The 23,938-nt window shown below is 71.8% G+C and carries 24 protein-coding genes; 17 read left to right on the top strand and 7 right to left on the bottom strand.

The features are described 5' to 3' along the window. From infB to ABD709_RS07390, 9 genes are all read left to right on the top strand, one after another. Positions 1 to 2,433 (top strand): translation initiation factor IF-2 (infB, locus tag ABD709_RS07430; RefSeq protein ID WP_344773855.1); only part of this gene is annotated, 2,433 nt, incomplete at its 5' end. Further along, positions 2,433 to 2,888: a 30S ribosome-binding factor RbfA gene (gene rbfA, locus ABD709_RS07425; RefSeq protein ID WP_344773853.1), complete on the top strand. Its 456-nt coding sequence runs from the start codon at positions 2,433 to 2,435 to the stop codon at positions 2,886 to 2,888. The genes infB and rbfA, both read left to right, overlap by 1 nt. Then, the gene (truB, locus tag ABD709_RS07420) at positions 2,888 to 3,754 is read left to right on the top strand and encodes a tRNA pseudouridine(55) synthase TruB (RefSeq protein WP_344773851.1); all 867 of its coding nucleotides are present in this window, start codon (positions 2,888 to 2,890) and stop codon (positions 3,752 to 3,754) included. The genes rbfA and truB overlap by 1 nt, the downstream gene beginning before the upstream one ends. A gap of 38 nt (positions 3,755 to 3,792) precedes the next feature. Next, positions 3,793 to 4,755 carry a bifunctional riboflavin kinase/FAD synthetase gene (locus ABD709_RS07415; RefSeq protein WP_344773849.1) on the top strand — a complete coding sequence of 321 codons (963 nt, stop codon included), beginning with the start codon at positions 3,793 to 3,795 and terminating at the stop codon, positions 4,753 to 4,755. 41 nt (positions 4,756 to 4,796) lie between these two features. Beyond that, positions 4,797 to 5,978, top strand: coding sequence for a sulfite oxidase (locus tag ABD709_RS07410; protein ID WP_344773847.1), 1,182 nt, complete (start codon positions 4,797 to 4,799; stop codon positions 5,976 to 5,978). 20 nt (positions 5,979 to 5,998) lie between these two features. Further along, complete coding sequence (locus ABD709_RS07405) at positions 5,999 to 7,003, top strand: hypothetical protein (protein WP_344773845.1); 1,005 nt, start codon at positions 5,999 to 6,001, stop codon at positions 7,001 to 7,003. Positions 7,004 to 7,099: 96 nt separating this feature from the next. Further along, complete coding sequence (gene rpsO / locus ABD709_RS07400) at positions 7,100 to 7,375, top strand: 30S ribosomal protein S15 (protein WP_344773843.1); 276 nt, start codon at positions 7,100 to 7,102, stop codon at positions 7,373 to 7,375. 135 nt (positions 7,376 to 7,510) lie between these two features. Next, positions 7,511 to 9,739: a polyribonucleotide nucleotidyltransferase gene (locus ABD709_RS07395; protein WP_344773841.1), complete on the top strand. Its 2,229-nt coding sequence runs from the start codon at positions 7,511 to 7,513 to the stop codon at positions 9,737 to 9,739. Positions 9,740 to 9,770: 31 nt separating this feature from the next. Further along, on the top strand, positions 9,771 to 11,039 hold the full coding sequence (locus ABD709_RS07390) for a M16 family metallopeptidase (protein WP_344773839.1): 1,269 nt from the start codon (positions 9,771 to 9,773) through the stop codon (positions 11,037 to 11,039). A gap of 204 nt (positions 11,040 to 11,243) precedes the next feature. Here ABD709_RS07390 and ABD709_RS07385 read toward each other — a convergent pair whose 3' ends face one another. Then, entirely contained in the window at positions 11,244 to 11,762 is a 519-nt protein-coding gene (locus ABD709_RS07385) for a class I SAM-dependent methyltransferase (protein ID WP_344773837.1), read from the bottom strand. Between the two features lie 52 nt (positions 11,763 to 11,814). Between ABD709_RS07385 and dapB the strand changes: the two genes are divergently transcribed. Together dapB and ABD709_RS07375 are read left to right on the top strand one after the other, a co-directional pair. Further along, a complete protein-coding gene (gene dapB, locus ABD709_RS07380) occupies positions 11,815 to 12,597 on the top strand; it encodes a 4-hydroxy-tetrahydrodipicolinate reductase (protein WP_344773835.1) in 783 nt (260 codons plus the stop codon). 150 nt (positions 12,598 to 12,747) lie between these two features. Next, a complete protein-coding gene (locus ABD709_RS07375; RefSeq protein WP_344773833.1) occupies positions 12,748 to 14,391 on the top strand; it encodes a M4 family metallopeptidase in 1,644 nt (547 codons plus the stop codon). 93 nt (positions 14,392 to 14,484) lie between these two features. On the opposite strand, the gene ABD709_RS07370 is transcribed toward ABD709_RS07375, so the two are convergent. Then, complete coding sequence (locus ABD709_RS07370; protein WP_344773831.1) at positions 14,485 to 15,033, bottom strand: GNAT family N-acetyltransferase; 549 nt, start codon at positions 15,031 to 15,033, stop codon at positions 14,485 to 14,487. A gap of 65 nt (positions 15,034 to 15,098) precedes the next feature. Here ABD709_RS07370 and ABD709_RS07365 point away from each other — a divergent pair, with 65 nt between their 5' ends. Next, the gene (locus ABD709_RS07365; RefSeq protein ID WP_344773829.1) at positions 15,099 to 16,097 is read left to right on the top strand and encodes an aldo/keto reductase family protein; all 999 of its coding nucleotides are present in this window, start codon (positions 15,099 to 15,101) and stop codon (positions 16,095 to 16,097) included. A gap of 13 nt (positions 16,098 to 16,110) precedes the next feature. On the opposite strand, the gene ABD709_RS07360 is transcribed toward ABD709_RS07365, so the two are convergent. Then, a complete protein-coding gene (locus ABD709_RS07360) occupies positions 16,111 to 16,695 on the bottom strand; it encodes a DUF3043 domain-containing protein (protein WP_344773827.1) in 585 nt (194 codons plus the stop codon). Between the two features lie 22 nt (positions 16,696 to 16,717). Continuing rightward, positions 16,718 to 17,893, bottom strand: coding sequence for a quinolinate synthase NadA (gene nadA / locus ABD709_RS07355; RefSeq protein WP_344773825.1), 1,176 nt, complete (start codon positions 17,891 to 17,893; stop codon positions 16,718 to 16,720). Positions 17,894 to 17,912: 19 nt separating this feature from the next. On the opposite strand from nadA, the gene ABD709_RS07350 reads away from it, so the two are divergent. The 4 genes from ABD709_RS07350 to ABD709_RS07335 all read left to right on the top strand — a co-directional run bounded on the left by ABD709_RS07350 (position 17,913) and on the right by ABD709_RS07335 (position 21,129). Beyond that, positions 17,913 to 19,004 carry a glycerate kinase family protein gene (locus ABD709_RS07350; protein ID WP_344773823.1) on the top strand — a complete coding sequence of 364 codons (1,092 nt, stop codon included), beginning with the start codon at positions 17,913 to 17,915 and terminating at the stop codon, positions 19,002 to 19,004. Between the two features lie 45 nt (positions 19,005 to 19,049). Then, complete coding sequence (locus ABD709_RS07345; RefSeq protein ID WP_344773821.1) at positions 19,050 to 19,523, top strand: DUF4334 domain-containing protein; 474 nt, start codon at positions 19,050 to 19,052, stop codon at positions 19,521 to 19,523. Further along, positions 19,520 to 20,614, top strand: coding sequence for an NAD(P)-dependent alcohol dehydrogenase (locus ABD709_RS07340; RefSeq protein WP_344773819.1), 1,095 nt, complete (start codon positions 19,520 to 19,522; stop codon positions 20,612 to 20,614). Before ABD709_RS07345 ends, ABD709_RS07340 begins: the two co-directional genes overlap by 4 nt. Positions 20,615 to 20,688: 74 nt before the next feature. Next, a complete protein-coding gene (locus tag ABD709_RS07335; protein ID WP_344773817.1) occupies positions 20,689 to 21,129 on the top strand; it encodes a HesB/IscA family protein in 441 nt (146 codons plus the stop codon). A 60-nt stretch (positions 21,130 to 21,189) separates the two neighbouring features. Here the strand turns inward: ABD709_RS07335 and ABD709_RS07330 are convergent, their stop codons facing one another. After that, positions 21,190 to 21,405 (bottom strand): hypothetical protein, encoded by a 216-nt coding sequence (locus ABD709_RS07330; protein ID WP_344773815.1) that lies wholly within the window; start codon positions 21,403 to 21,405, stop codon positions 21,190 to 21,192. A gap of 121 nt (positions 21,406 to 21,526) precedes the next feature. Between ABD709_RS07330 and ABD709_RS07325 the strand changes: the two genes are divergently transcribed. After that, positions 21,527 to 22,459, top strand: coding sequence for a carbohydrate kinase family protein (locus ABD709_RS07325; protein WP_344773881.1), 933 nt, complete (start codon positions 21,527 to 21,529; stop codon positions 22,457 to 22,459). A 5-nt stretch (positions 22,460 to 22,464) separates the two neighbouring features. On the opposite strand, the gene ABD709_RS07320 is transcribed toward ABD709_RS07325, so the two are convergent. Both ABD709_RS07320 and ABD709_RS07315 read right to left on the bottom strand, forming a co-directional pair. After that, the gene (locus ABD709_RS07320) at positions 22,465 to 22,701 is read right to left on the bottom strand and encodes a sulfurtransferase TusA family protein (protein WP_344773813.1); all 237 of its coding nucleotides are present in this window, start codon (positions 22,699 to 22,701) and stop codon (positions 22,465 to 22,467) included. Then, on the bottom strand, positions 22,698 to 23,858 hold the full coding sequence (locus ABD709_RS07315) for a cysteine desulfurase family protein (RefSeq protein WP_344773811.1): 1,161 nt from the start codon (positions 23,856 to 23,858) through the stop codon (positions 22,698 to 22,700). The genes ABD709_RS07320 and ABD709_RS07315 overlap by 4 nt, the downstream gene beginning before the upstream one ends. Positions 23,859 to 23,938 lie beyond the last annotated feature (80 nt).

Genomic DNA, 23,938 nt, shown 5'->3' with positions numbered 1-23,938 from the left:
CCCGCCGAGCCGGCTGCCGCGGCCGAGGCACCCGCCAAGGCGACCGGGCCCAGGCCCGGCCCCGCGGGCGGCGCGCCGAAGCCGCCGACGCCGAAGGCGCCGGCACCGCGCCCCGTCGGGAAGCCGAGCGGCACCCCGCGCCCGGGCAACAACCCGTTCGCGTCCAGCCAGGGCATGGGCCGCCGGCCCGCCCCGCCGCCGCGCAGCGGCGGCGAGGACGACACCCGCCCGCCGCGTCCGGCCGCCCCCGGTGGCCGTCCGGGCATGCCGCGTCCCAACCCGGCGATGATGCCCAAGTCGCCTGCCGCGTTCGGCAGCGGCCCCGGCGGCCGTGGCCCCGGTGGCCCCGGCGGTCGCGGTGGCGCTCCCGGTCGTCCCGGCGCTCCTTCCCGTGGCGGTGCCCCGGGTCGCGGCGGCGCCGGTGCTCCGGGCCGCCCCGGTGGCGGTGGCTTCGGTCCGGCCGGCGGTGGCCGACCGGGCGGTGGCCGTCCGGGCCAGCGCGGCCAGACCCAGGGCGCGTTCGGTCGCCCGGGTGGTCCCGCGCGTCGTGGTCGCAAGTCCAAGCGGGCGCGTCGCCAGGAGTTCGAGGCCATGGAGGCCCCGACGATCGGCGGCATGCGCGTCCGCAAGGGCAACGGCGAGACCGTGCGTCTCTCGCGCGGCGCCTCGCTGACCGACTTCGCCGAGAAGATCGGCGTCGACGCTGCCTCGCTGGTGCAGATGCTCTTCCACCTCGGCGAGATGGTGACGGCGACCGAGTCGGTCAACGACGCGACGCTGGAGCTGCTCGGCGAGGAGCTCAACTACACCGTCGAGATCGTGTCCCCGGAGGACGAGGACCGCGAGCTGCTCGAGTCGTTCGACCTCGAGTTCGGCGCGGACGAGGGTGACGAGAGCGACCTGGTCATCCGGCCGCCGGTCGTGACCGTGATGGGTCACGTCGACCACGGCAAGACCAAGCTCCTCGACGCCCTCCGTGGCGCCAACGTCGTCGCCGGTGAGGCGGGTGGCATCACCCAGCACATCGGCGCCTACCAGGTGCACACCGAGGTCGACGGCGTGGATCGCCGGATCAGCTTCATCGACACCCCCGGTCACGAGGCGTTCACCGCCATGCGTGCTCGTGGATCGCAGTCCTCGGACATCGCGATCCTGGTGGTGGCTGCCGACGACGGCGTGATGCCGCAGACGGTCGAGGCGCTCAACCACGCCAAGGCGGCCGGTGTGCCGATCGTGGTCGCGGTCAACAAGATCGACAAGCCCGAGGCAGACCCGACCAAGGTCCGCGGCCAGCTGACCGAGTACGGCCTGGTGCCCGAGGAGTACGGCGGCGACGCGATGTTCGTCGACGTCTCCGCGAAGGCGGGGCTCAACCTCGACAAGCTGCTCGAGGCGGTCGTGCTGACCGCCGACGCGTCCCTGGACCTGCGTGCCAACCCCACCCAGGACGCGCAGGGCCTCGTCGTCGAGGCGCACCTGGACCGCGGCCGTGGTCCGGTTGCGACGATCCTGGTCCAGCGCGGCACGCTGCGGGTCGGTGACTCGATCGTCGCCGGTCCGGCCTACGGCCGGGTCCGCGCGATGCTCGACGAGCACGGCGAGGAGCTCAAGGAGGCCGACCCCGGTCGTCCTGCGATGGTGCTCGGTCTGTCGGCAGTCCCGGGTGCGGGCCAGAACTTCATCGTGGTCGAGGACGACCGGATGGCCCGCCAGATCGCGGAGAAGCGGGAGGCGCGCGAGCGTGCCGCCCTCCAGGCCAAGCGCCGGGTCCGCCGTACGCTCGAGGACTTCATGGCGTCCATGGAGAGCGGCGAGAGCCAGGAGCTCAACCTGATCCTCAAGGGCGACGTCTCCGGCTCGGTCGAGGCGCTCGAGGACGCGCTGGCCGCGCTCGAGGTCGGCGACGAGGTCTCGCTGCGGGTCATCGACCGCGGTGTCGGTGCGATCACCGAGGCCAACGTCAACCTGGCCGCCGCGTCGGACGCGATCATCATCGGCTTCAACGTCCGGGCTCAGGGCAAGGCCTCCGAGCTCGCCGACCGCGAGGGCGTGGAGATCAAGTACTACTCGGTGATCTACCAGGCCATCGACGAGATCGAGGCCGCGCTCAAGGGCATGCTCAAGCCCGAGTTCGAGGAGCAGACCCTGGGCCAGGCGGAGATCCGCGCGATCTTCCGCTCGTCCAAGCTCGGCAACATCGCGGGCTGCATGGTCACCAGCGGCGTCATCCGGCGCAACGCGAAGGTGCGCCTGATCCGCGACGGCGCCGTGGTCGCCGACAACCTCGATCTCGCGTCGCTGCGGCGCGAGAAGGACGACGCGGCCGAGGTCCGCGAGGGCTTCGAGTGCGGTCTGGTGCTCCGGAACTTCCAGGACATCAAGGAAGGCGACATCGTGGAGGCCTTCGAGATGAAGGAGATCCCGAGGTCCTGATGACCAGTCCTCGAGTTCGCAGGATCGCGGACCGGATCCAGGTGATCGTGGCGGAGATGCTCGAGCGGCGGATCAAGGATCCGCGGCTCGGCTTCGTCACGATCACCGACGTCCGGCTCACGGGCGACACCCAGAACGCGACGATCTTCTACACCGTGCTCGGTGAGGGCGAGGAGTCGCTGGTGTCCACGGCGGCCGCGCTGGAGTCCGCCAAGGGCGTGATCCGGTCCGAGGTCGGCAAGCAGCTCGGCACCCGGCACGTCCCGGCGCTGGCCTTCGAGCTCGACGCGATCCCGGAGAGCGCCCGGCACCTCGACGAGGTGCTCGCGAAGGCCCGCGAGGCCGACGCCGCCGTCGCAGCCGCCCGTGAGGGCGCGCTGCCGGCGGGGGAGGCCGACCCCTACAAGAAGCCGCGCGAGGCCTCCGAGCTCGACGAGGACGAGGCAGCCGAGTAGTGGCGACGTCCGGGCTGGTCGTGGTCGACAAGCCCGCGGGGATCACGAGCCACGACGTGGTGGCGCGGGTACGGCGACTCGCCGGCACCCGCAAGGTGGGCCACGCCGGCACGCTCGACCCGATGGCGACCGGCGTGCTGGTCGTCGGTGTCGAGCGCGCGACCCGGCTGCTCGGCCACCTGATGCTGACCGACAAGGCCTACGACGCGACGGTGCGGCTCGGGGTCGCCACGGTGACCGACGACGCCGAGGGTGACGTCGTGGCCGAGGCACCGGCGGCGCACCTCCGGCCCGAGCAGGTCGAGGCGGAGCTCGGCAGGCAGGTGGGGGAGATCCTGCAGGTGCCGACCGCGGTCAGCGCGATCAAGGTCGACGGCAGGCGTGCCTACCAGCGCGCGCGCGCCGGCGAGGAGGTCGAGCTGGCGGCCCGCCCGGTGACCGTGCACGCGCTGGAGGTCCACGACCAGCGGGTGGTCGGGGACTGGCTCGACGTCGACATCTCGGTCCGGTGCTCCTCGGGCACCTACATCCGCGCGATCGCGCGGGACGTCGGCGCCGCGCTCGGTGTGGGCGGCCACCTCACGGCGCTGCGCCGTACGGCGGTCGGCCCCTACGGTCTCGACGCGGCGCGCACGCTCGACGAGCTCGCGGCGGAGACCACGATCCTGCCGATCGCGGACGCGGCGCGGGCGGCGTTCCGCTCGGTCGACCTGGACGAGGACCGGGCGCGGGACGTGCGCCACGGGCGGCCGCTCGAGCTGGAGATCTCCTCGCTCACCGCCGTCTTCGCGCCCGACGGGGAGTTCCTGGCCCTCTACGAGCCGCGCGACGGCCGGGCCCGCCCGGTCGCGGTCTTCGTGGGCTGACCGCGTCGCGGGCCGCCGACCTCAGTAACGTTGCGCCCGTGCGGGTGTGGCGCGAGCTGGACGAGGTCCCGAGCGACGAGCTCGCGGGGACCCGGACCGTGGTGACGATCGGCAACTTCGACGGGATGCACCTCGGGCACCAGCACGTCGTGCGCCGGGCCAGGGAGGTCGCCGCCGAGCTCGGGGTCGACCACGTCGTCGCCGTCACCTTCGACCCGCACCCGATCGCGGTGCTGCGGCCCGAGCACGCCCCGCCGACGCTCACGACGATCGACGCGCGGCTGGAGCTCCTCGGCGAGGCCGGCGTCGACGACGTGCTGGTGATCCCGTTCTCGCGCGACATCGCGGCGTGGACGCCGCAGGAGTTCATCGACCGGATCCTGGTCCACGCGCTGCACGCCAGGGCGGTCGTGGTCGGCGCGAACTTCCGCTTCGGCAACCGTGCGGCGGGCGACTGCCAGCTGCTCCGGGAGGCCGGCGCGGAGCGCGACTTCGTGCTCGAGGCGGTCACCCTGGACGGCGGCCCGCAGGTCTGGTCGTCGACGTACGTCCGCACCTGCCTGGCCGCCGGCGACGTCGAGGGCGCGGCCGAGGCCCTGGGCCGCCCGTTCACGAGCCGAGGGATCGTCGTCGAGGGCGACAAGCGCGGCCGCGAGCTCGGCTTCCCGACGGCGAACGTGCCCGTCGTCCCGGGCGCGGCGGCTCCCGCCGACGGGGTGTACGCCGGACGTGTGCACGTGCGGTCCGGCCCCGACGCCGGCAGCGTCTACCCGGCCGCGATCAGTGTCGGCACCAACCCCACCTTCGACGGCCAGCGCGAGCGGCGGGTGGAGTCCTACGTCCTGGACCGCGACGACCTGCAGCTCTACGGCGTCGAGATCGAGGTCGAGTTCGTGGCCCGGCTCCGGGGCATGGTCCGGTTCGCCTCGGTCGACGACCTGCTCGTCGCCATGGCCGGCGACGTCGACCGGGCACGCTCCGTCCTCGCAGATGACCTCTAGGTTGACTTAATACAGCAAGTTAGTGCTGTTAGCATCCCGGCATGACTCCCGGGATCTCACGCCGTCGACTGCTGGGCGGCACCGCCGCTGCGATCGCCGGCCTCGCCGTCGCCGATCTCCTTCCCACGCTCGCCGAGCGCGCCGTCGCGGGTGCGCCGGCGATCCTCAAGCCGCTGCCGCCCGAGTGGTTCATCGACTACGGGTCCAACGCTGAGATGCGATGGGACTCGGTGGATCCGCGCGTGTACGCCACGCCCCAGGCACGGCTGTTCGTCCGTGACCACACGTCGACTCCCACGATCGACCCGTCGACCTACCGGCTGCGGATCCTCGGCGACGGGCTGGTGCGCTCCGAAGGCGTGGAGCTGACCCTCGGCCAGCTGCGGGCGCTGCCGCAGGTCACGCTCACCAGCGTGCACGAGTGCACCGGCAACGGTCGTAGCTTCTTCGCCACCCAGCAGGGCAAGGCCGCCAGCGGCACGCAGTGGAAGCTCGGCGCGGTGGGCACCGTCGTCTGGCACGGCGTGCGCCTCCGCGACGTGCTGGATGCGGTCGGCGTCCGCAGGGACGCCGTCTCGGTCATGGCCACCGGCCTCGACCCGAGCTACGTCTCCGGCGGGGTGGACTACGGGCCGGTCCGCCGCCCGTTCCCGATCTCGAAGGCGTACGACGACGCGCTGCTCGCGTGGAGCATGAACGGCGGGGACCTGCTCCCCGACCATGGCTTCCCCCTGCGGCTGGTGCTCCCGGGCTGGGTCGGCATCGGCTCGATCAAGTGGCTCGGATCCCTGGAGGTGTCCACCAGCGAGCAGACCTCGCCCTGGAGCACGACCTGGTACAACCTCGACGGCCGGCCGCTCGCCGCCAACCCGGTCCGGTCGGCCTTCGAGCTGCCCTGGGGTGCGCAGCTGCCGCGACGCACGGTCGTGCTGACGGGGCGCTCGTGGTCGGGCGCGGGGCCCATCGCGAAGGTCGAGATCAGCACCGACGGCGGGGCGACCTGGTCGCGTGCCGAGCTGGACCGCCCCCGGTCCGACAGTGCCGGCACCGGCCACGGCTGGACCCGTTGGGCGTACCGCTGGACCGCACCCCGGCCCGGTTCGCACGAGCTGCTCGCCCGCGCCACCGACGCCCTCGGCCGCACCCAGCCCGACGTCGCCGCCTGGAACCCCAACGGCTACTTCTTCGACGCCGTCGTGCGGCATCCCGTCACGGTGGGCTGATCACTGGCTACGCTGACCGCGTGGCGATGCGGTCCGACGAGCGTGCTGCCGCCGAGACGTGGTTCGCCCTGCACGGCTTGCCCTACTTCGTCGACGGCACCCGCGCCGAGGTCGCCCGCCGGCTGACGCCGATCCGGTCGCTGCCGGTCCTCCTGCTCGCTGCGGTCGTCGGAGGAGCGGCGGCCGCGGCCGTGCTGGCGACACCGCACCCCTCGTTCGCGGCCGTCGCCGCGCTCGGCGGCTTCCTGCTCGTGCTCGGCGGCTACGCGCTCCTGGCGCTGCACGCGACCGTGATCGCGCGATGGGCGTTCCGGCGGGCCCTGCGCAGCGTCGGCCTGCTCTTCCCGCTGGCGACGCGCGCACTGCCGATCCTGATGCTGTTCATCACCTTCCTGTTCATCAACACCGAGGTGTGGCAGGTCGCCTCGGCGCTCTCCGCGGGCACGGTGTGGGGCGCCGTCGTCTTCTTCGCGGTCGTCGCGTGCCTGTTCATGGTGCCGAGGCTGGCCGAGGAGCTCGACCGCTTCGACGACCAGGTCAAGGCCGACGAGGTCCTCGAGGGCACCGCGGGCACGCCGCTGGACGAGGCGGCCCGCCGCGTCGTCCGGGAGGGCGTCGACCTGCCGGACCAGGCGCAGGTGACCGGGCTGCAGATGGTCAACCTGGTCCTGGTCCTGGTGATCGCGCAGGCCGTGCAGGTGTTCCTGCTGTCGGTCGCGGTCTTCGTGTTCTTCGTGGGGTTCGGGCTGCTGGTGATCGACCCGTCGGTGATCACGACCTGGGTCGGCTCCGGCCACCCGACCTACCCACCGGGACCGCACTGGGTGAGCAGCGAGCTGCTGCACGTCTCGCTGTTCCTGGCCGGCTTCTCCGGGCTCTACTTCACCGTCGTCGCGATCACCGACGACCTCTACCGCCGCGAGTTCTTCACCTCGATCATGGACGAGCTCGCCCGCGCGGTCAGCATGCGGGTGGTCTACCGGATGCTGGCTGCGGATTCGGCGGACCCGGCCGGCTCACGGTAGCGTTGGCGGTCGCCGTCAGAACGGCCGCGGACCAGAGAGCGCTCCAGGAATCATGGCTGGGGCACCGCGCAACGAACCGGAAGGACCCCGACAAGCATGGCTATTGGTACCGACGCGGAGACCAAGAAGAAGATCATCGCCGAGTACGCCACGACCGAGGGCGACACCGGTTCGCCCGAGGTGCAGATCGCGCTGCTCAGCCACCGGATCACCCACCTGACCGAGCACCTCAAGCAGCACAAGCACGACCACCACAGCCGTCGTGGCCTGCTGCTCCTCGTGGGCCAGCGCCGCCGGCTGCTCAACTACCTCAAGAAGACCGAGATCGAGCGCTACCGCTCGATCGTCGAGCGCCTCGGCCTGCGTCGCTGAGTGCCTGACGGGCGGTTCCCCTTCCGGGAGCCGCCCGTTCTGCTTTTCACACCCGAGGTCGTAGGCTGACCTGCGACAACAAATCCGATAGCTGCGGGGCAGCGCGCCCCGCGTCGTACGAAAAAGAGAACATCTGTGACTGAACCCGTCATCTCTGCCGTCGAGACCGTTCTGGACAACGGCAAGTTCGGCACCCGCACCGTCAAGTTCGAGACGGGCCTCCTGGCCCGGCAGGCCGCCGGCTCGGTGACCGCCTACCTCGACGACGACACGATGCTGCTCTCGGCCACCACGGCCGGCAAGCAGCCGAAGGACCACTTCGACTTCTTCCCGCTCACGATCGACGTCGAGGAGCGGATGTACGCCGCGGGCCAGATCCCCGGCTCGTTCTTCCGGTCCGAGGGCCGGCCGGGCGAGGACGCGATCCTCACCTGCCGCCTCATCGACCGCCCGCTGCGGCCGACCTTCAAGAAGGGCCTGCGCAACGAGGTCCAGGTCGTCATCACCGTCCTGGCGCTCAACCCCGACGCCCCCTACGACGTGCTCGCGATCAACGCGGCGTCGATGTCCACGCAGCTGTCCGGCCTGCCGTTCTCCGGCCCGGTCGGCGGCGTCCGCGTCGCGCTCATCGAGGGCCAGTGGGTCGCCTTCCCGTCGCACAGCCAGCTCGAGAACGCCGTCTTCGACATGGTCGTCGCGGGCCGGGTGACCGAGACCGGTGACGTCGCGATCATGATGGTCGAGGCCGAGGCCACCGAGCAGACCTGGACCCTGGTCCAGGACGGCGTCCAGGCGCCCACCGAGGACGTCGTCGCCGGCGGCCTCGATGCCGCGAAGCCGTTCATCAAGCAGCTGGTCGAGGCGCAGCAGGAGCTGGCCAACGCCGCCGCGAAGCCGGTCCAGGAGTTCCCGATCTTCCTCGACTACGAGGACGACGTCTACGCCGCCGTCGAGGCGGCCGTGAAGGACGACCTGGCCGCCGCGATGAAGATCGCCGACAAGCAGGAGCGCAACGACCGCACCGACGAGCTCAAGGAGCAGCTGCTCAGCAGCCTCGGCGAGCAGTTCGAGGGTCGCGAGAAGGAGATCGGCGCGGCGTTCCGCTCGGTCAACAAGCAGCTCGTCCGCGAGAGCATCCTGCGCGACAAGATCCGCATCGACGGTCGCGGCCTGGCCGACATCCGGCCGCTGCACGCCGAGGTCGGCGTACTCCCTCGCGTCCACGGCTCCGCGCTGTTCGAGCGTGGCGAGACCCAGATCCTGGGTGTCACCACCCTCGACATGCTCAAGATGGAGCAGCAGCTCGACACGCTGTCGCCGGAGAAGCACCGCCGCTACATGCACAAGTACGTCTTCCCGCCGTTCTCGACCGGCGAGACCGGCCGGGTCGGCTCGCCGAAGCGCCGCGAGGTCGGCCACGGTGCGCTCGCGCGCCGGGCGCTGCTGCCGGTGCTGCCGACGCGCGAGGAGTTCCCCTACGCCATCCGGCAGCTGTCGGAGGCCATGGGCTCCAACGGCTCGACCTCGATGGGCTCGGTCTGCGCCTCGACCATGTCGCTGCTGCAGGCGGGTGTCCCGCTCCGTGCGGCCGTCGCGGGCATCGCGATGGGCCTCGTCTCCGGCGAGATCGACGGTGAGACGCAGTACGTCGCACTGACCGACATCCTCGGCGCCGAGGACGCGTTCGGCGACATGGACTTCAAGGTCGCCGGCACGCGGGAGTTCGTCACCGCGCTGCAGCTCGACACCAAGCTCGACGGCATCCCCGCCGAGGTGCTCGCCCGGGCGCTGACCCAGGCCAAGGAGGCGCGGCTGGCGATCCTGGACGTGATGGCCGAGGCCATCGACGCTCCCGAGGAGATGTCGGTCAACGCCCCGCGGATCATCACCGTCCGGGTGCCGGTCGACAAGATCGGCGAGGTCATCGGGCCCAAGGGCAAGGTGATCAACCAGATCCAGGAGGACACCGGCGCGACGCTGTCGATCGAGGACGACGGCACCGTCTACATCGGTGCCACCAACGGCGAGGCGGCCGAGGCCGCCAAGCAGGCCGTCAACGCGATCGCCAACCCGACGATGCCGGAGGTCGGCGAGCGCTACCTCGGCACGGTCGTGAAGACGACCAACTTCGGTGCCTTCGTCGCGCTGATGCCGGGCAAGGACGGGCTGCTGCACATCAGCAAGCTGCGCGGCCTCGCCGGCGGCAAGCGGGTCGAGAACGTCGAGGACGTCGTCTCGGTCGGCCAGAAGCTCCAGGTCCAGATCGCCGAGATCGACGACCGCGGCAAGCTGTCGCTGGTCCCGGTCGTCGAGGAGGCCGCCGAGGCCGCCGAGGACGCGCCGGAGACCGAGCCGGAGGCGTGAGCTGAGGGGTTCGACCCGCACGCTCGAGACCGTGCGGGACCCGGGAGGTCAGGTGACCTCCCGGGTCCGCCGCACGGTTCTCCCGTCGGGCCTGCGGATCATCACCGAGCAGATGGCCGGTGCGCGGTCCGCGTCGATCGGCGTCTGGGTGGGCGTGGGCTCCCGCGACGAGACCGCCCGGACGCACGGCGCCTCGCACTTCCTCGAGCACCTGCTGTTCAAGGGCACCCGCGAGCGGTCCGCACTCGACATCTCGATCGAGCTGGACGCGGTCGGCGGCGAGTTCAACGCGTTCACCGCCAAGGAGTACACCTGCTTCCACGCGCGGGTGCTCGGCGAGGACCTGCCGCTCGCGGTCGACGTGCTCGGCGACATGATCACCGACTCGGTGCTGGACGCCCACGACATCGACGCCGAGCGTGACGTGATCCTCGACGAGATCGCGATGCACGAGGACGACCCCGACGACGTCGTCCAGAACCTCGTGGCCGCCCTCGCCTGGGGCGAGGAGTCCCCGCTCGGCCGCCCGATCGCCGGGACCACCGCCTCGATCGAGGCGATGACGCGCGACCAGGTCAGGCGGTTCTACAAGCGGCACTACGCCCCGGACAACATCGTCGTCTCGGTCGCCGGCGCGCTCGACCACAACGAGGTCGTCCGAGAGATCAAGAAGTCGTTCGGGCGGCGGGCGTTCCTCGACGGCACCGCGGAGCCGCGCTCCCCGCGCGGCAGCGGTCGCCGGCACCGGATGGCCGGTGGCGAGGCGCACGTGACCCGGCCCTTCGAGCAGGTCAACCTCGTCGTCGGTCTCGAGGGCTTCACCCGCGACGACGACCGCAGGTTCGCCCTCGGCGTGCTGAACACGGCGCTGGGCGGCGGTACGTCGAGCCGGCTCTTCCAGGAGGTCCGGGAGCACCGTGGGCTGGCCTACTCGGTCTACTCCTTCGCGAGCCACTACGCCGACTCCGGGCTGGTCGGCGTCGCCGTCGGCTGCCTGCCCGACCGGCTCGACGAGGTGCTCGCCACCGTTCGCTCCGAGCTGGCGTCGATCGCGACCGACGGCATCACCCCCGAGGAGCTCGTCCGTGGCAAGGGGCAGCTGGTCGGTGGGCTGGTGCTCGGCCTGGAGGACTCCGGTGCGCGGATGATGCGGCTCGGCAAGGCCGACCTGGTGCACTCCGAGGTGCTCGGCATCGACGAGGTCACCGCCCGCATCCAGGCCGTCACCCTCGACGACGTGCGCTCGGTCGCGCAGGAGGTCTTCGGGCGGCCGCAGATGCTGGCCGTCGTCGGGCCCTAGCTGAGCCGCACGCTCCCGAGCGTGCGAGGGAGCGACGGGCGGCCAGGGCGTGTCGAGACCCGGGTGCGGGCCTACGGCTTGGGTGGCGTTCCACAGGTCGCGGATCTCGATACGCGCCTCGCGGGTTCGCAGGCTCACCCGCGGCGCTACTCGATCTGGCGTCCTTCGGTGACCGTCCTCGTGCCTCGGACCGTCACCGGACGCTCACCTCCGCCCGATGATCCCGATGACGGGGGGCTGCTTGCTGTCGACGATGTAGACGCGGAAGCCGGCCTGGGTCAGGGCGGCGGAGGTCCTTGAGAGGATCTCCGGGACCTGCTCGGGCTTGCGGGTGTCGAAGAACAGGTTCACCGAGCCGCCGGGCAGCACCCGCTCGTGCAGGAGCGCCACCTCCTCGCGGCAGTCGCGCACCCAGAACAGGTGCACGTCGAAGGCGAAGACCTTGGTGAGCCGCTTGACCGGGACCCGGAGCGTCGCGAGGTCGATCTGGCGGACGGTCAGCTTTCCGGCCTCGATGTGCTCGGCGCAGCGTTGCTTCGTGCGGTCCACGCCCGCCTCGGAGCGGTCGATCGCGAACATCTTGCCCTTGCCCTCGAGGCGACGGCAGATGAGGTCCGCCGCGGCGCCGGTGCCGCACCCGATCTCCAGCACGTGGTCGTGGGGCTGCACGTCCATGAAGTCCACCGCCCAGCGGATCCGGGCCGGGATCGTCTGCACCGCCATGAGGGCCAGCCTGCCAGACCGGGCGTCCGGCTCAGGCACTACGTTGGCCCCCATGGGTGCGAGTGTCGCGAACGATGGCCCCGGCGGCAAGGTTCCCGTGGGCGTGCTCGGCGCGCGCGGCAAGGTCGGCACGGAGGTCTGCAAGGCGGTCGAGGCAGCCGATGACCTCGAGCTCGTCGCCCAGGTCGACCAGGACGACGAGATCGACGCGCTGGTGACCTCCGGTGCGCGGGTGGTCGTCGACTTCACCCATCCCGACGTGGTCATGGACAACCTGGAGTTCTGCATCGACCACGGGATCCACGCGGTGGTGGGCACCACCGGGTTCGACGAGGGCCGGCTGGAGACGTTGCGCGGCTGGCTGGGCTGCAGCCCGGGCACGGGCGTGCTCATCGCCCCGAACTTCTCGATCGGCGCGATCCTGATGATGCGGTTCGCCGCCGTCGCCGCGCCGTTCTACGAGTCGGTCGAGGTCGTCGAGCTGCACCACCCCACGAAGGCCGACGCGCCCAGCGGGACCGCGCGGCGTACGGCCGAGCTGATCGCCGCCGCTCGGCGGGAAGCGGGCTCCGCGCCGATCCCCGACGCCACCTCCACCGGCCTCGACGGCGCCCGCGGCGCGGACGTGGAGGGCATCCGGGTGCACGGCCTGCGGATCCGCGGGATGGTCGCGCACCAGGAGGTGATCCTCGGCGGGGTGGGGGAGACCCTCACCATCCGGCACGACTCGATGGACCGGGCCTCGTTCACGCCGGGCGTGCTGACCGGCGTCCGCGGGATCGCCGACCACCCGGGCCTCACGGTCGGCCTCGAGCACTTCCTCGACCTGGACTGAGCCTCCTCGACGTCGCGTCGCGCGTCACGACTTTGTGCAGTGCACGAACCTGCAGTCCGTGTGCTCTGGCGGCGCCCCGGCGAACGCGCCAGAGTCGGACCGGCCCGGTTCGTCCCGGGTCGCTCGGAACTGCAGAAAGAAGCCCCGCACATGCTCCCCGTCTCGGTCTCGGTATCCCGTCGCGCCCGCCGTACCTCGCTGATCGCCGCAACGGCAGCCGTCAGCGCCCTCGCCGTCGGCCTCACGCCCAGCAGCACCAACGCCGCCCCTACCCACCCGCACCACGACAAGAGCGTGGTCCAGAAGGCGATCGCGGCGCTCCAGAGCCACCCGAGCGCGGTCCGGGCGGCCCGCGGGCTGGCCTTCCACACCATCGACGCCGTGGTCGACCGCGACGGCTCCACGCACGTGCGGCTGGCGCGCGACTTCCGCGGGCTTCCTGTGCTGGGCGGCGACGTCGTCGTCCATCAGGGCCCGGGGGCGACCTGGCAGGGCACCAGCCAGACGCTGCGCGGCACCCTCCGGCTCTCGGTGACACCGAAGCTCTCCACCGACCGGGCCAAGGCGCGGGCCCTGGCCCCGACCCGGGAGACGCGCGACATCCGAGACCGCCGCGCGAAGGGCTCGGCCCGCCTCGTGGTCGACGCGCTCGACGGCAAGCCCCGGCTCGCCTGGGAGGTCACGACGACGGGCCGCCGCACCGACGGCACGCCGAGCCGGATGCTCAACTACGTCGACGCCCGCACCGGTGCGCTGCTGCGCCAGGAGGAGACGATCGAGACCGTCGACGGGTCGGGCAGCTCGCTCTACTCCGGCACGGTCCCCCTGCAGCTCACGCAGTCCGGGTCGTCGTACCTCCTCAAGGACCCGACCCGCGGCGGCACCTACACCGTGGACGTGAACAACAAGACCGACTCGGCGCTGTGCACCCTCATCAACGTCGGTTGCCAGAAGGGCACCCAGTTCTCCAGCACCGACACCTCGTTCGGCAACGGCTCGACCTCGAGCCGGGAGTCCGCGGCGGTCGACGCGCAGTACGGCACGAACATGACGTGGGACTACTACAACAACGTCTTCGGCCGGAACGGCATCTTCGGCAACGGCACCGGTTCCTGGAACCGCGTCCACTACGGCAAGAACTACGTGAACGCCTTCTGGGACGGCACGAAGATGACGTACGGCGACGGCGACGGCAAGAGCTACGGCCCGCTGGTCTCGCTCGACGTAGCCGGCCACGAGATGTCCCACGGCGTCACCGAGAACACCGCCGGGCTGACCTACTCCGGGGAGTCCGGCGGCCTGAACGAGGCGACCTCGGACATCTTCGGGACGATGGTGGAGTTCTACGCCGCCAACGCCAGTGATCCCGGCGACTACCTGATCGGCGAGCAGTTCGACCTCAACGGCGCCCCGCCGCTGCGCCGGATGGACAACCCGGCCTCGGACGGCTCCTCCGCCAACTGCTGGAGCTCCACGGTCGGCAACCTGGACGTCCACTACTCCTCGGGCGTGGGCAACCACTTCTTCTACCTGCTCGCCGAGGGCTCGGGCGCGAAGAGCCTCAACGGGGTCTCCTACAACTCGCCCACCTGCAACGGCAGCACGGTCACCGGCATCGGGCGGGAGAAGGCCGAGCAGATCTGGTACCGCGCGCTCACCGTCTACATGACCTCCAACACCAATTACGCCGGTGCGCGGACCGCGTCGCTCAAGGCCGCCGCCGACCTCTACGGCCAGGGCGGGGCGGAGTACAACGCCGTGGCCGCCGCCTGGAGCGCGGTCAACGTCAACTGACGGCGGACCGCCCACGACGGTCGGGGCACACGCGGGACGGGGCCGCGTGTGCTCCGACGCTTGTCTCCGGCGATGCCAGGAGCCGGAGGGCAGCTAGAGGGCGCAGTGCAGGCGGACCTGCTTGACGGAGCCGACGCCGGCCTCGTCCGCCAGCTCACGCGACGCGGAGTCCGGAGCCCAGCCGGAGCCGGCGAGGAAGGCGCGGAGGACGTCGTCGGTCGCGTCGACCCAGGTCACGGCCCGGGTGAAGCCGTCCGCGCGGAGGGTGTCCACGCCGGCCTGCACCAACCGCGAGCCGTGCCCCTGCCGGGTCTGCTCGGGGTCGACGGTCAGCTCGGCGAGCTCGCCGTCGACCTTCGGGTCCGCGTCGGGGTCGGCCGCCGGGCCGGTGAGCGCGAACCCGACGACCCGGTCGTGCACGAGCGCGACCAGCGCCCGGCGGCGCGCCTCCGGCGGGTGCGCGAGGGACTCGCGCCAGGCGGTCTCGAGCAGCGCGGGGTCCAGGCCGCGCTCCTCGAGCAGGTCGGCGAGCGGCTCGCCGTACCGCTGCTGCCAGCCGCGCAGCTGGATGGCCGCGATGGCGGCGCCGTCGGCAGGCCACGCGACCCGGACGGAGACGTCGGGGCCTGGGGTCTGTGTCACCGGGACATCCTCTCAGGGTGAGCGGATCGGACCGAGCCCATGGTCGGCTCGCTAGGGTCGAGGACATGGAAATCCGCAACCTCGGGGCGAGCGGGCTGAAGATCTCGGCCATCGCCTACGGCAACTGGCTCACCCACGGCTCCCAGGTCGAGGAGGATGCCGCGCTCGCGTGCGTCCGGCAGGCCCTGGAGGAGGGCATCACGACCTTCGACACCGCCGACGTCTACGCGAACACCGCCGCCGAGACCGTCCTCGGCAAGGCGCTCGCCGGCGAGCGTCGGGAGGGGCTCGAGATCTTCACCAAGGTCTTCTGGCCGACCGGTCCCGGCAAGCACAACGACCAGGGGCTCTCGCGCAAGCACATCCTGGAGTCGATCGACGGGTCGCTGCGCCGCCTCGGCACCGAGTACGTCGACCTCTACCAGGCGCACCGGTTCGACCACGAGACGCCGCTGGAGGAGACGATGCTGGCGTTCGCCGACGTCGTGCGCGCCGGAAAGGCCCTCTACATCGGTGTGTCCGAGTGGCGTGCGGAGGAGATCCGCGCCGCCCACGAGCTCGCGAAGGAGCTCCGGGTCCCGCTGATCTCCAACCAGCCACAGTACTCGATGCTCTACCGGGTGATCGAGGCCGAGGTCGTCCCGACCTGCCAGGAGCTCGGGCTCGGGCAGATCGTCTGGTCGCCGATCGCGCAGGGCGTGCTCACCGGCAAGTACCAGCCCGGTCAGCCGCCGCCCGCCGGCTCGCGCGCCACCGACGACAAGGGCGGCGCCGACATGATCAGCCGGTGGCTGCAGGACGACGTGCTCGAGCGGGTGCAGCGGCTGAAGCCGATCGCCGACGAAGCGGGCCTGAGCCTCGCCCAGCTGGCGGTCGCGTGGGTGCTGCAGAACGACAACGTCTCCGCGGCGATCATCGGCGCGAGCCGGCCCGAGCAGGTCACCGAGAACGTCAAGGCGGCCGGCGTCGTGCTGGAGAAGGAGACGCTCGCGGCGATCGACGAGGTCGTCGGCCCGGTGGTCACCTCCGACCCGGCGCTGACCCAGTCGCCGCGGCGGACCTAGTCGGTCGAGCGGATCAGCGGTAGGTGTCGGGGAGGTCCTGGCCGATCTTGACCTGGGCCTTCGGCATCCGCATGAACTTCATCTGCAGCGAGCGGGTGATCGCGTAGAAGGTGGTCCCGGAGTAGCTCTCCTCGGGGAACCTCCGGACCAGCTCGCGCCGCAGCCGGAACCGCAGCAGGATCATGTCGATGACCACGAAGAGGAAGGTCGCGAGCATGACGTACGTCGAGGCGCCCATCAGCGCAGGGTTCCCGCTGTAGCCGAGCACCATCGTGACGATCAGCAGCGGGATCAGCATCTCGACCAGGCTGAACCGGACGTCGACGTAGTCGCGGATGAACCGGCGCACCGGACCACGGTCCCGGGCCGTGAGGTAGCGCTCGTCGCCGGTCTTCATCGCCTCGCGGACCTTGCGGCTGTCCTCGGTGCGCAGCTGCCGCTGGCGGGCGGCGAGCTCCTTCTTCGACCGCGGCGCGCGGGCCTTGGCGCGGGCGAGCGCCTCCGCCTCCTTGCGCGTCGGCGTCGGGCGGCCCTTGCCGCCCTCCTTGACCGTGGTGGTGGTCTGGTCCTCTGGCTCTGACTTCGTACGGCGGAACACGGTCTCCCCTGGAGGTGGTTGGTCAGTCGCGGTGCGACTTGCCGGGCAGGTCGAGCATCCGCTGCAAGGCGACGAGCGCCTCCTGCTCGGTCTGGGCGTCGACCTCGATCCGGTTGACCACGTTGCCGGCGACGAGGTTCTCCATCGCCCACACGAAGTGGGGGAGGTCGATCCGGTTCATCGTCGAGCAGTAGCAGACGTTGCGGTCGAGGAAGACGATGTTCTTGTCGGGATGGGTGCGGGCCAGCCGCTGCACCAGGTTGAGCTCGGTGCCGATCGCCCAGCTGGAGCCGGCCGGCGCCGCCTCGATCGTCTTGATGATGAACTCGGTCGACCCGACCAGGTCGGCCTTGAGCACGACCTCGTGCTGGCACTCGGGGTGGACGAGGACCTTGATGTCCGGCACCTTGGCGCGCAGCTCGTCGATGACGGTGGGGGAGAAGCGGCCGTGGACCGAGCAGTGCCCCTTCCACAGGATCACCCGCGCCGCGCGCAGCTCCTCCGCGGTCAGGCCGCCGTTCGGCTTGTGCGGGTTCCACACGACGCAGTCGTCGAGGGAGTAGCCGAGCTTGAGCACGGCGGTGTTGCGGCCCAGGTGCTGGTCGGGGAGGAAGAGGACCTTCGTGTCCACGCCCTTCTGCTGGAACGCCCAGTCCAGAGCGACCTCGGCGTTGGACGAGGTGCAGACCACGCCGCCGTTGCGGCCGCAGAACGCCTTGATGTCGGCGCTGGAGTTCATGTAGGTGACCGGAACGACCTGGTTCTGCACGCCCGCGGCGGCGAGGGCGGCCCAGGCCGCCTCGACCTGCGCGATCCGGGCCATGTCGGCCATCGAGCACCCGGCGGCCAGGTCGGGCAGGATGACCTGCTGGCCGGGTCCGGTCAGGATGTCGGCCGACTCGGCCATGAAGTGCACGCCGCAGAAGACGATGTACTCCGCGTCCGGCCGCGCGGCGGCGTCGCGGGCGAGCTTGAAGGAGTCGCCGGTGACGTCGGCGAACTCGATGACCTCGTCGCGCTGGTAGTGGTGGCCGAGCACGAACACCCGCTCGCCCAGCGCTTCCTTGGCGGCCCGCGCCCGGGCGACCAGGTCGGGGTCGGAGGCGGGCGGCAGGTCGCCGGGGCACTCGACGCCCCGCTCGGACAGCCGGTCCGTGCCGCGGCCGAGCGGCAGCAGCGGGAGGTCGACGGTGGTCATGGACTGATTCTATTGGTCCATGCGACTGCTCATTGCGCCGGACAAGTTCGCGGGCACCTTGACCGCGGTCCAGGCGGCCGAGGCGATCGCGGAGGGGTGGGCGCGCCAGGCGCCGGGCGACGCCCTGGACCTGGCGCCGATGTCGGACGGCGGGCCCGGCTTCGTCGGCGTGCTGAACGCGACGCTGGGCGGGGAGCTGCTCGCCGGCACCGTCACCGGACCGGTCGCGGCGGCGCCCGAGGTGCCGTCGACGCTGCTGGTGAGCGACGGGACGGCGTACGTCGAGAGCGCGCAGGCGTGCGGGGTGCACCTCACGGGCGGGCGCGACGCCGAGCACGCGTCGTCGTACGGCGTCGGCGAGCTCCTCGCGCAGGCCCTCGTCGCCGGTGCCCGGCGAATCGTCGTGGGGCTGGGCGGATCGGGCACCAACGACGGGGGAGCGGGCCTGCTGGCGGCGCTCGGTGCGACGGCCGACGTGCCCCTCGACCGGGGCGTCGCAGGACTGGAGGACCTGCGCTCCGTCGACGTCGCGGCAGCGCGCGAGCGGCTCGCGGGCGTCGAGCTGGTCGCCGCCTCCGACGTCGACAGCCCGCTGACGGGGCTGTTCGGCGCGACCAAGACGTTCGGCCCGCAGAAGGGCATTCCTGAGGCGGAGCTGCCGCGGTGGGACGCGGCGCTCGAGCGGCTCGCCGCCGCCACCGATCGCCGGATGTCCCTCGAGCCCGGCGCCGGTGCGGCGGGAGGCCTGGGCTTCGCCCTGATGCTGCTCGGAGCGGCGCGGGTGCCGGGGATCGAGCTCGTCGCGCGGGTGACCGACCTGGCGGCGCGGGCGCGAAGGGCGGACGTCGTGGTCACCGGCGAGGGGGCGTTCGACTTCAGCAGCAGAGCGGGCAAGGTGCCGGCCGGCGTCGCCGCCGTCGCGGCGGAGGCGCTGCGACCGTGCGTGGCGCTCGCAGGGCAGGTGCTGGTCGGCTCGCGGGAGATGCGGGCGCTGGGGATGGACTCGGCGTACTCGCTGGTCGACGCGGTGGGGGAGGAACGGGCGTTCGCGGACCCGGCCGGCGCCCTGGCGGACCTGGCGCAGCGGGTCGCCCGGACCTGGTCCGGATGAGACCCGCACTGGCTCACGGAGTGGAACGCGTTCTAGATTCCAGGCGTGACCGACGACATCCGATCCCGCTTCGACGCGCTGCGCGGCGCGGAGCACGCCGACCCCGTCGACCTCGACGCCCTCTGGACCGACCTCGCGACGGTGGAGGTGGACGAGATGCTCGGCGCCTGGAGGGGCGGCGACTTCGCCACCGGCCACCTGGCCAGCACGGTGCTGGAGAAGGTCCGCTGGCACGGCAAGCGCTTCGACAGCCCGCTCGAGGCCGTGCCGCTGGTCTGCCGCGACGGGGAGGGCGGGCTCTACTCCAACAAGGAGGCGGGCGGCGGGGGCGAGGCGTCGCTGTGGCCGGTCGGTTTCCGTGGCGAGGTGACCGCGACCATGGTCTATGACCGGATGCCGGTCTTCGACCACTTCAAGAAGGTCGACGAGGACACCGTGATGGGGATCATGAACGGGAAGCTCGGGCTGGCCTTCGGCGTGGACGACCTCTACTACTTCTGGCTGGAGCGTGAGGCATGAGGACGACCGTCGCCCTGGTCGAGAAGCCCGGAGCGGACTTCGAGCTCACCGACGTCGAGCTCGACGAGCCGCGCGCCGACGAGGTCCTGGTGCGCATCGTGGCCGCCGGCCTGTGCCACACCGACCTCCACGTCCCGACCATGCTGCCGGCGGAGATGATGCCGACGGTCATGGGTCATGAGGGTGCCGGCGTGGTCGAGGCCGTGGGGCCGGACGTCGACGGCATCTCGGTCGGCGATCACGTCGTGATGAGCTTCCGCTCCTGCCGCGAGTGCGGGCCGTGCCGGGCCGGCGACGTCGGCTACTGCGAGCAGAGCCTGCTGCTCAACTACATGGGCATGCGCGCCGACGGTTCGACGACCATGCGCCGAGGCGACCAGACGGTGTTCGGCAGCTTCTTCGGCCAGTCCAGCCTGGCCCGCCACTCGCTGGCGTACGCCGACAACTGCGTGGTGGTCGACCCCGGCCTGGACCTGAGCCTGCTGGCGCCGTTCGGCTGCGGGTTCCAGACCGGTGCCGGCACGGTGCTCAACGTCCTGCGGCCGGAGCTCGACGAGCCGCTGGTCGTGTTCGGGGTCGGGGCGGTCGGCCTGGCCGCGATCGCCGCCGCCCGCGGCCTGGGCGTCGAGACGGTGATCGCCGTCGACCCGACCGAGGAGCGCCGCGCGGTCGCACGGGGGTACGGCGCGGTCACGCTCGACCCCACCGACGGGGAGGCCCCCGTCGAGCAGCGGATCAGGGACCTGGCCGGCGGCGGGGCGGCGTACGCCGTCGACACGACGGCGATCCCCGCCGTGGTGCTCCAGGCACAGCGCGCGCTGCGGCCGAAGGGGCTGCTGGTGCCGCTGGGGCTGGGCGCGCCGGAGTACACGATCGACGCGATCGACCTGCTGCAGACCGGCAAGGTGATCCGCTCCTCGATCGAGGGCGACTCCGACCCGCTCACGATGATCCCGAGGCTGATCGAGATGCGCGCCGCCGGATCCTTCGACGTGGACCGGCTCGTGACGACGTACTCCTTCGACCGGCTCGCCGACGCCGTGGCCGACGTCACGGCCGGGAAGGTGGTCAAGCCCGTTCTGGTCTGGTGAAGCCATGGAATAACCGTCGGTGTGCGACGATTGATGCTGTCGGACAACGACTTCGAGACCCATCTGGAGTGAGCATGAGCGACCAGTGCGGATGCGGCGGCCACGGCCACAGCCACGAGGCCCCCGCTGCCACCACGACCAGCAGCGCCCCCGCGGGCGTCGCGACCGCCGTGGAGGTCGAGCGCCGTGTGGACCAGATCAACCTGAGCCCGGTCGCCGCCGGGAAGGTGAAGAGCCTCCTCGAGCAGGAGGGTCGTGACGACCTGGCGCTGCGGATCTCGGTGCAGCCCGGTGGCTGCAGCGGCCTGCGCTACCAGCTCTTCTTCGACGAGCGCACCCTCGACGGCGACGTCGTGACCGACTTCGACGGCGTGTCCGTCGTCGTCGACCGGATGAGCGTCCCCTACCTCAACGGCGCGATGATCGACTTCGTCGACACCATCGAGAAGCAGGGCTTCACCATCGACAACCCGAACGCCACGGGCTCGTGCGCGTGCGGGGACTCGTTCCACTGAGCGACCGCTGACACACGAGAGCGCCGCCGGCCGAGGCCGGCGGCGCTCTCGTTTTCCGCGTCAGTCCAGGTGGAGGTGGAGGGCGTTGGCGAGCCGCTGGGCGGCATCGCCGATCCGGATCTCTCCGCGCTTGGCGACCTCGCGCGGGTAGTCCTCGAAGTGGATGCTGGGTGCGGGCTCGACCGCGCGGCGGGCGGCCTGCGCGAGGCGGTGGTTGACGGCCTCGCAGTCGGCGCGGGAGTCCGTCGGGCTGTCGATCTCCTCATAGGGCGTCATGTCGTCCACGGTAGGGATTACCGGCAGGTAGACCCAGCCGTACCGACCGGTAGTGTTCCGTGTCGTGTCTGACGCTCCCGCGGCCCTGCTGATCGCAGGCTCCATCGCCACCGACCACCTGATGACGTTCGACGGGAAGTTCTCGGACTCCCTCGTCGTCGACCAGCTCGACAAGCTCTCGGTCAGCTTCCTCGTGCACGACCTCGAGGTGCGCCGCGGCGGGTGCGCGGGGAACATCTCCTTCGGGCTCGGCACGCTGGGCATCCGCCCGGTGCTGGTCGGCGCCGTGGGGGAGGACTTCGCGGACTACCGGTCCTGGCTGGAGCGGCACGGCGTCGACTGCAGCCACATCCACGTGTCGCCGACGCGCCACACGGCACGGTTCGTGTGCACCACCGACTCCACGCACGCCCAGATCGCCTCCTTCTACCCCGGCGCGATGAGCGAGTCCCGCGAGATCGAGCTCGAGCCGATCGTCGCGCGGGTCGGCGAGCCGGCGTACGTCCTGATCGGGCCCGACGACCCGGAGGGCATGCTGCGCCACACCCAGGAGTGCCTGCAGCGCGGCTACCGGTTCGTGGCCGACCCCTCCCAGCAGCTCGCGTTCGGCGACGGCGACCTGATCCGCCAGCTCATCGACGGCGCCGACATCCTGGTCACCAACGAGTACGAGACCCACGTCATCGAGAAGAAGACCGGCTGGACCGCGGACGACGTCTACGAGCGGGTCGGTCTGCAGGTCACCACCCTGGGCGCGCACGGCGTACGCATCCGCGGCCGCGAGCAGGAGCTGCTCGAGGTGCCGGCCGCCAAGAACGTGACCGCGGTCGAGCCGACCGGCGTCGGCGACGCGTTCCGAGCCGGCTTCCTGGCGGCGCTCGGCTGGGAGCTGTCGCTCGAGCGCGCGGCCCAGGTCGGCTGCGTGCTGGCGGCCTACGTCGTCGAGACCGTGGGGCCGCAGGAGTACTCCTTCACCCCCGCCGAGTTCGTCGCCCGGGTCCGGGAGTCCTACGGCGACGCCGCGGCCGACGACATCGCCGCCCACATCGGCTGAGCCGGTCAGCTGACGCGGCGCACCACGTAGCGGGGCACGCCGTCGTCCGCGGCCTCCTCGCCGACGTACTCCTGCCCGCGCATCCGGCACCACGCCGGTACGTCGTGCCGCGCGGCAGGGTCGTCGGAGACCACCGACAGGAGCTCGCCGAGGGCGACCGCCGGCAGTGCCTTGGCCAGCTCGATGATCGGGCGCGGACAGGGCAGGCCGCGGCAGTCGAGCTCGGCCGCCGGGGTGGTCACAGTCCCGCTCCGGACCGGAACTCGGCGACGGCGTCGGCCACGGCCGCGCAGAACCCGTCCACCTCGGCGACCGTCGAGTCCCGACGCAGCGAGACGCGCACGTTGCCGTGCGTGAGCGCGCCCATCGCGGCGAGCACGTGGCTCGGCTCGAGCGTCGACGCCGTGCACGCCGACCCGCTGGCCACGCCGTAGCCGCGCCGGTCCAGGGCCGTGACGAGCTCGTCGCCGGCGACGTAGAGGCACGAGAACGTCACCAGGTGGGGCAGCCGGTCCACCGGATCGCCGACGACCTCGGTGTCGGGGAGCGAGCCGACCGCTCGCCGGATCCGGTCGGTGAGCTCGTGCTGCCTCGCCGCGGTCTCCTCCCGCTCCGACAGCACTGCCTGCAGCGCCGCGGCGGTCGCGAGCGCCCCGGGGACGTTGGCGTCGCCGCCGAGCTGGTCCAGCCCGTCGTCGCCGGGGAACGGGGTGCTCCAGCGCACCTCCCGGCGTACGACGAGCACGCCGACGCCGGCCGGCCCGCCGAACTTCCGCGCCGAGGCCGCCAGCGCGTCCCAACGGGACGGGAGCTCGATCCGGCCGGCCGCCGCGGCGGCGTCCACGAAGAGCGGGATGCGCTCCGGCAGGTCGAGGGCGTCGACGGGCTGGACCGTCCCGACCTCCTGGTTGGCCGCCTGGAGGGCCACCACGGCCACCCCGTCGGACCGGGCGGCGGCGTCGACCGCGGCCGGATCCACCCGCGCGCTGGCGTCGACGGGGACCGAGGCGTGCAGGGGGGAGTCCAGCCAGCCCACGGCATGGAGCACCGAGGAGTGCTCGACCGCGGAGTGCACGACCCCGGTCCGGGCGGTGCCCCGCTGCGCCCGGACCAGCCCGAGCAGGCCGCGGTGGACCGCGTCGGTGCCGGAGGCGGCGAAGCCGACCTCGTCGGGGCGGGCGCCGAGGCACTCCGCGACCACGGCGCGGGCGTTGTCCAGGAGCAGCCGCGCGTCCCGCGCCTGCCGGTGCAGCCGCCGCGGGTCGGCGTACCCCCGCTCGAGCGCGGCGAGCAGCACCTCGCGCGCGGCGGGGTGGAGCGGCTCCGCGGACGCGGTGTCCAGGTAGTGGTCCAGCGGGCGGGGGATCGCCTCGCCGGGGGTGCCGGAGGGCGTGGTCACGGTGCAAAATCTAGCGAGGACTCGAATGCGGACCCCGGCGCGGTGACGCGGCCGGTCTCCGCTAATGTTCGTTTGGATCT

Origin of the sequence: Nocardioides panacisoli (assembly GCF_039537325.1) — a bacterium.
Classification (GTDB): domain Bacteria; phylum Actinomycetota; class Actinomycetes; order Propionibacteriales; family Nocardioidaceae; genus Nocardioides; species Nocardioides panacisoli.
Note: the sequence above shows the minus strand (reverse complement) of the source record. Positions and strands in the feature narration are given on the sequence as shown.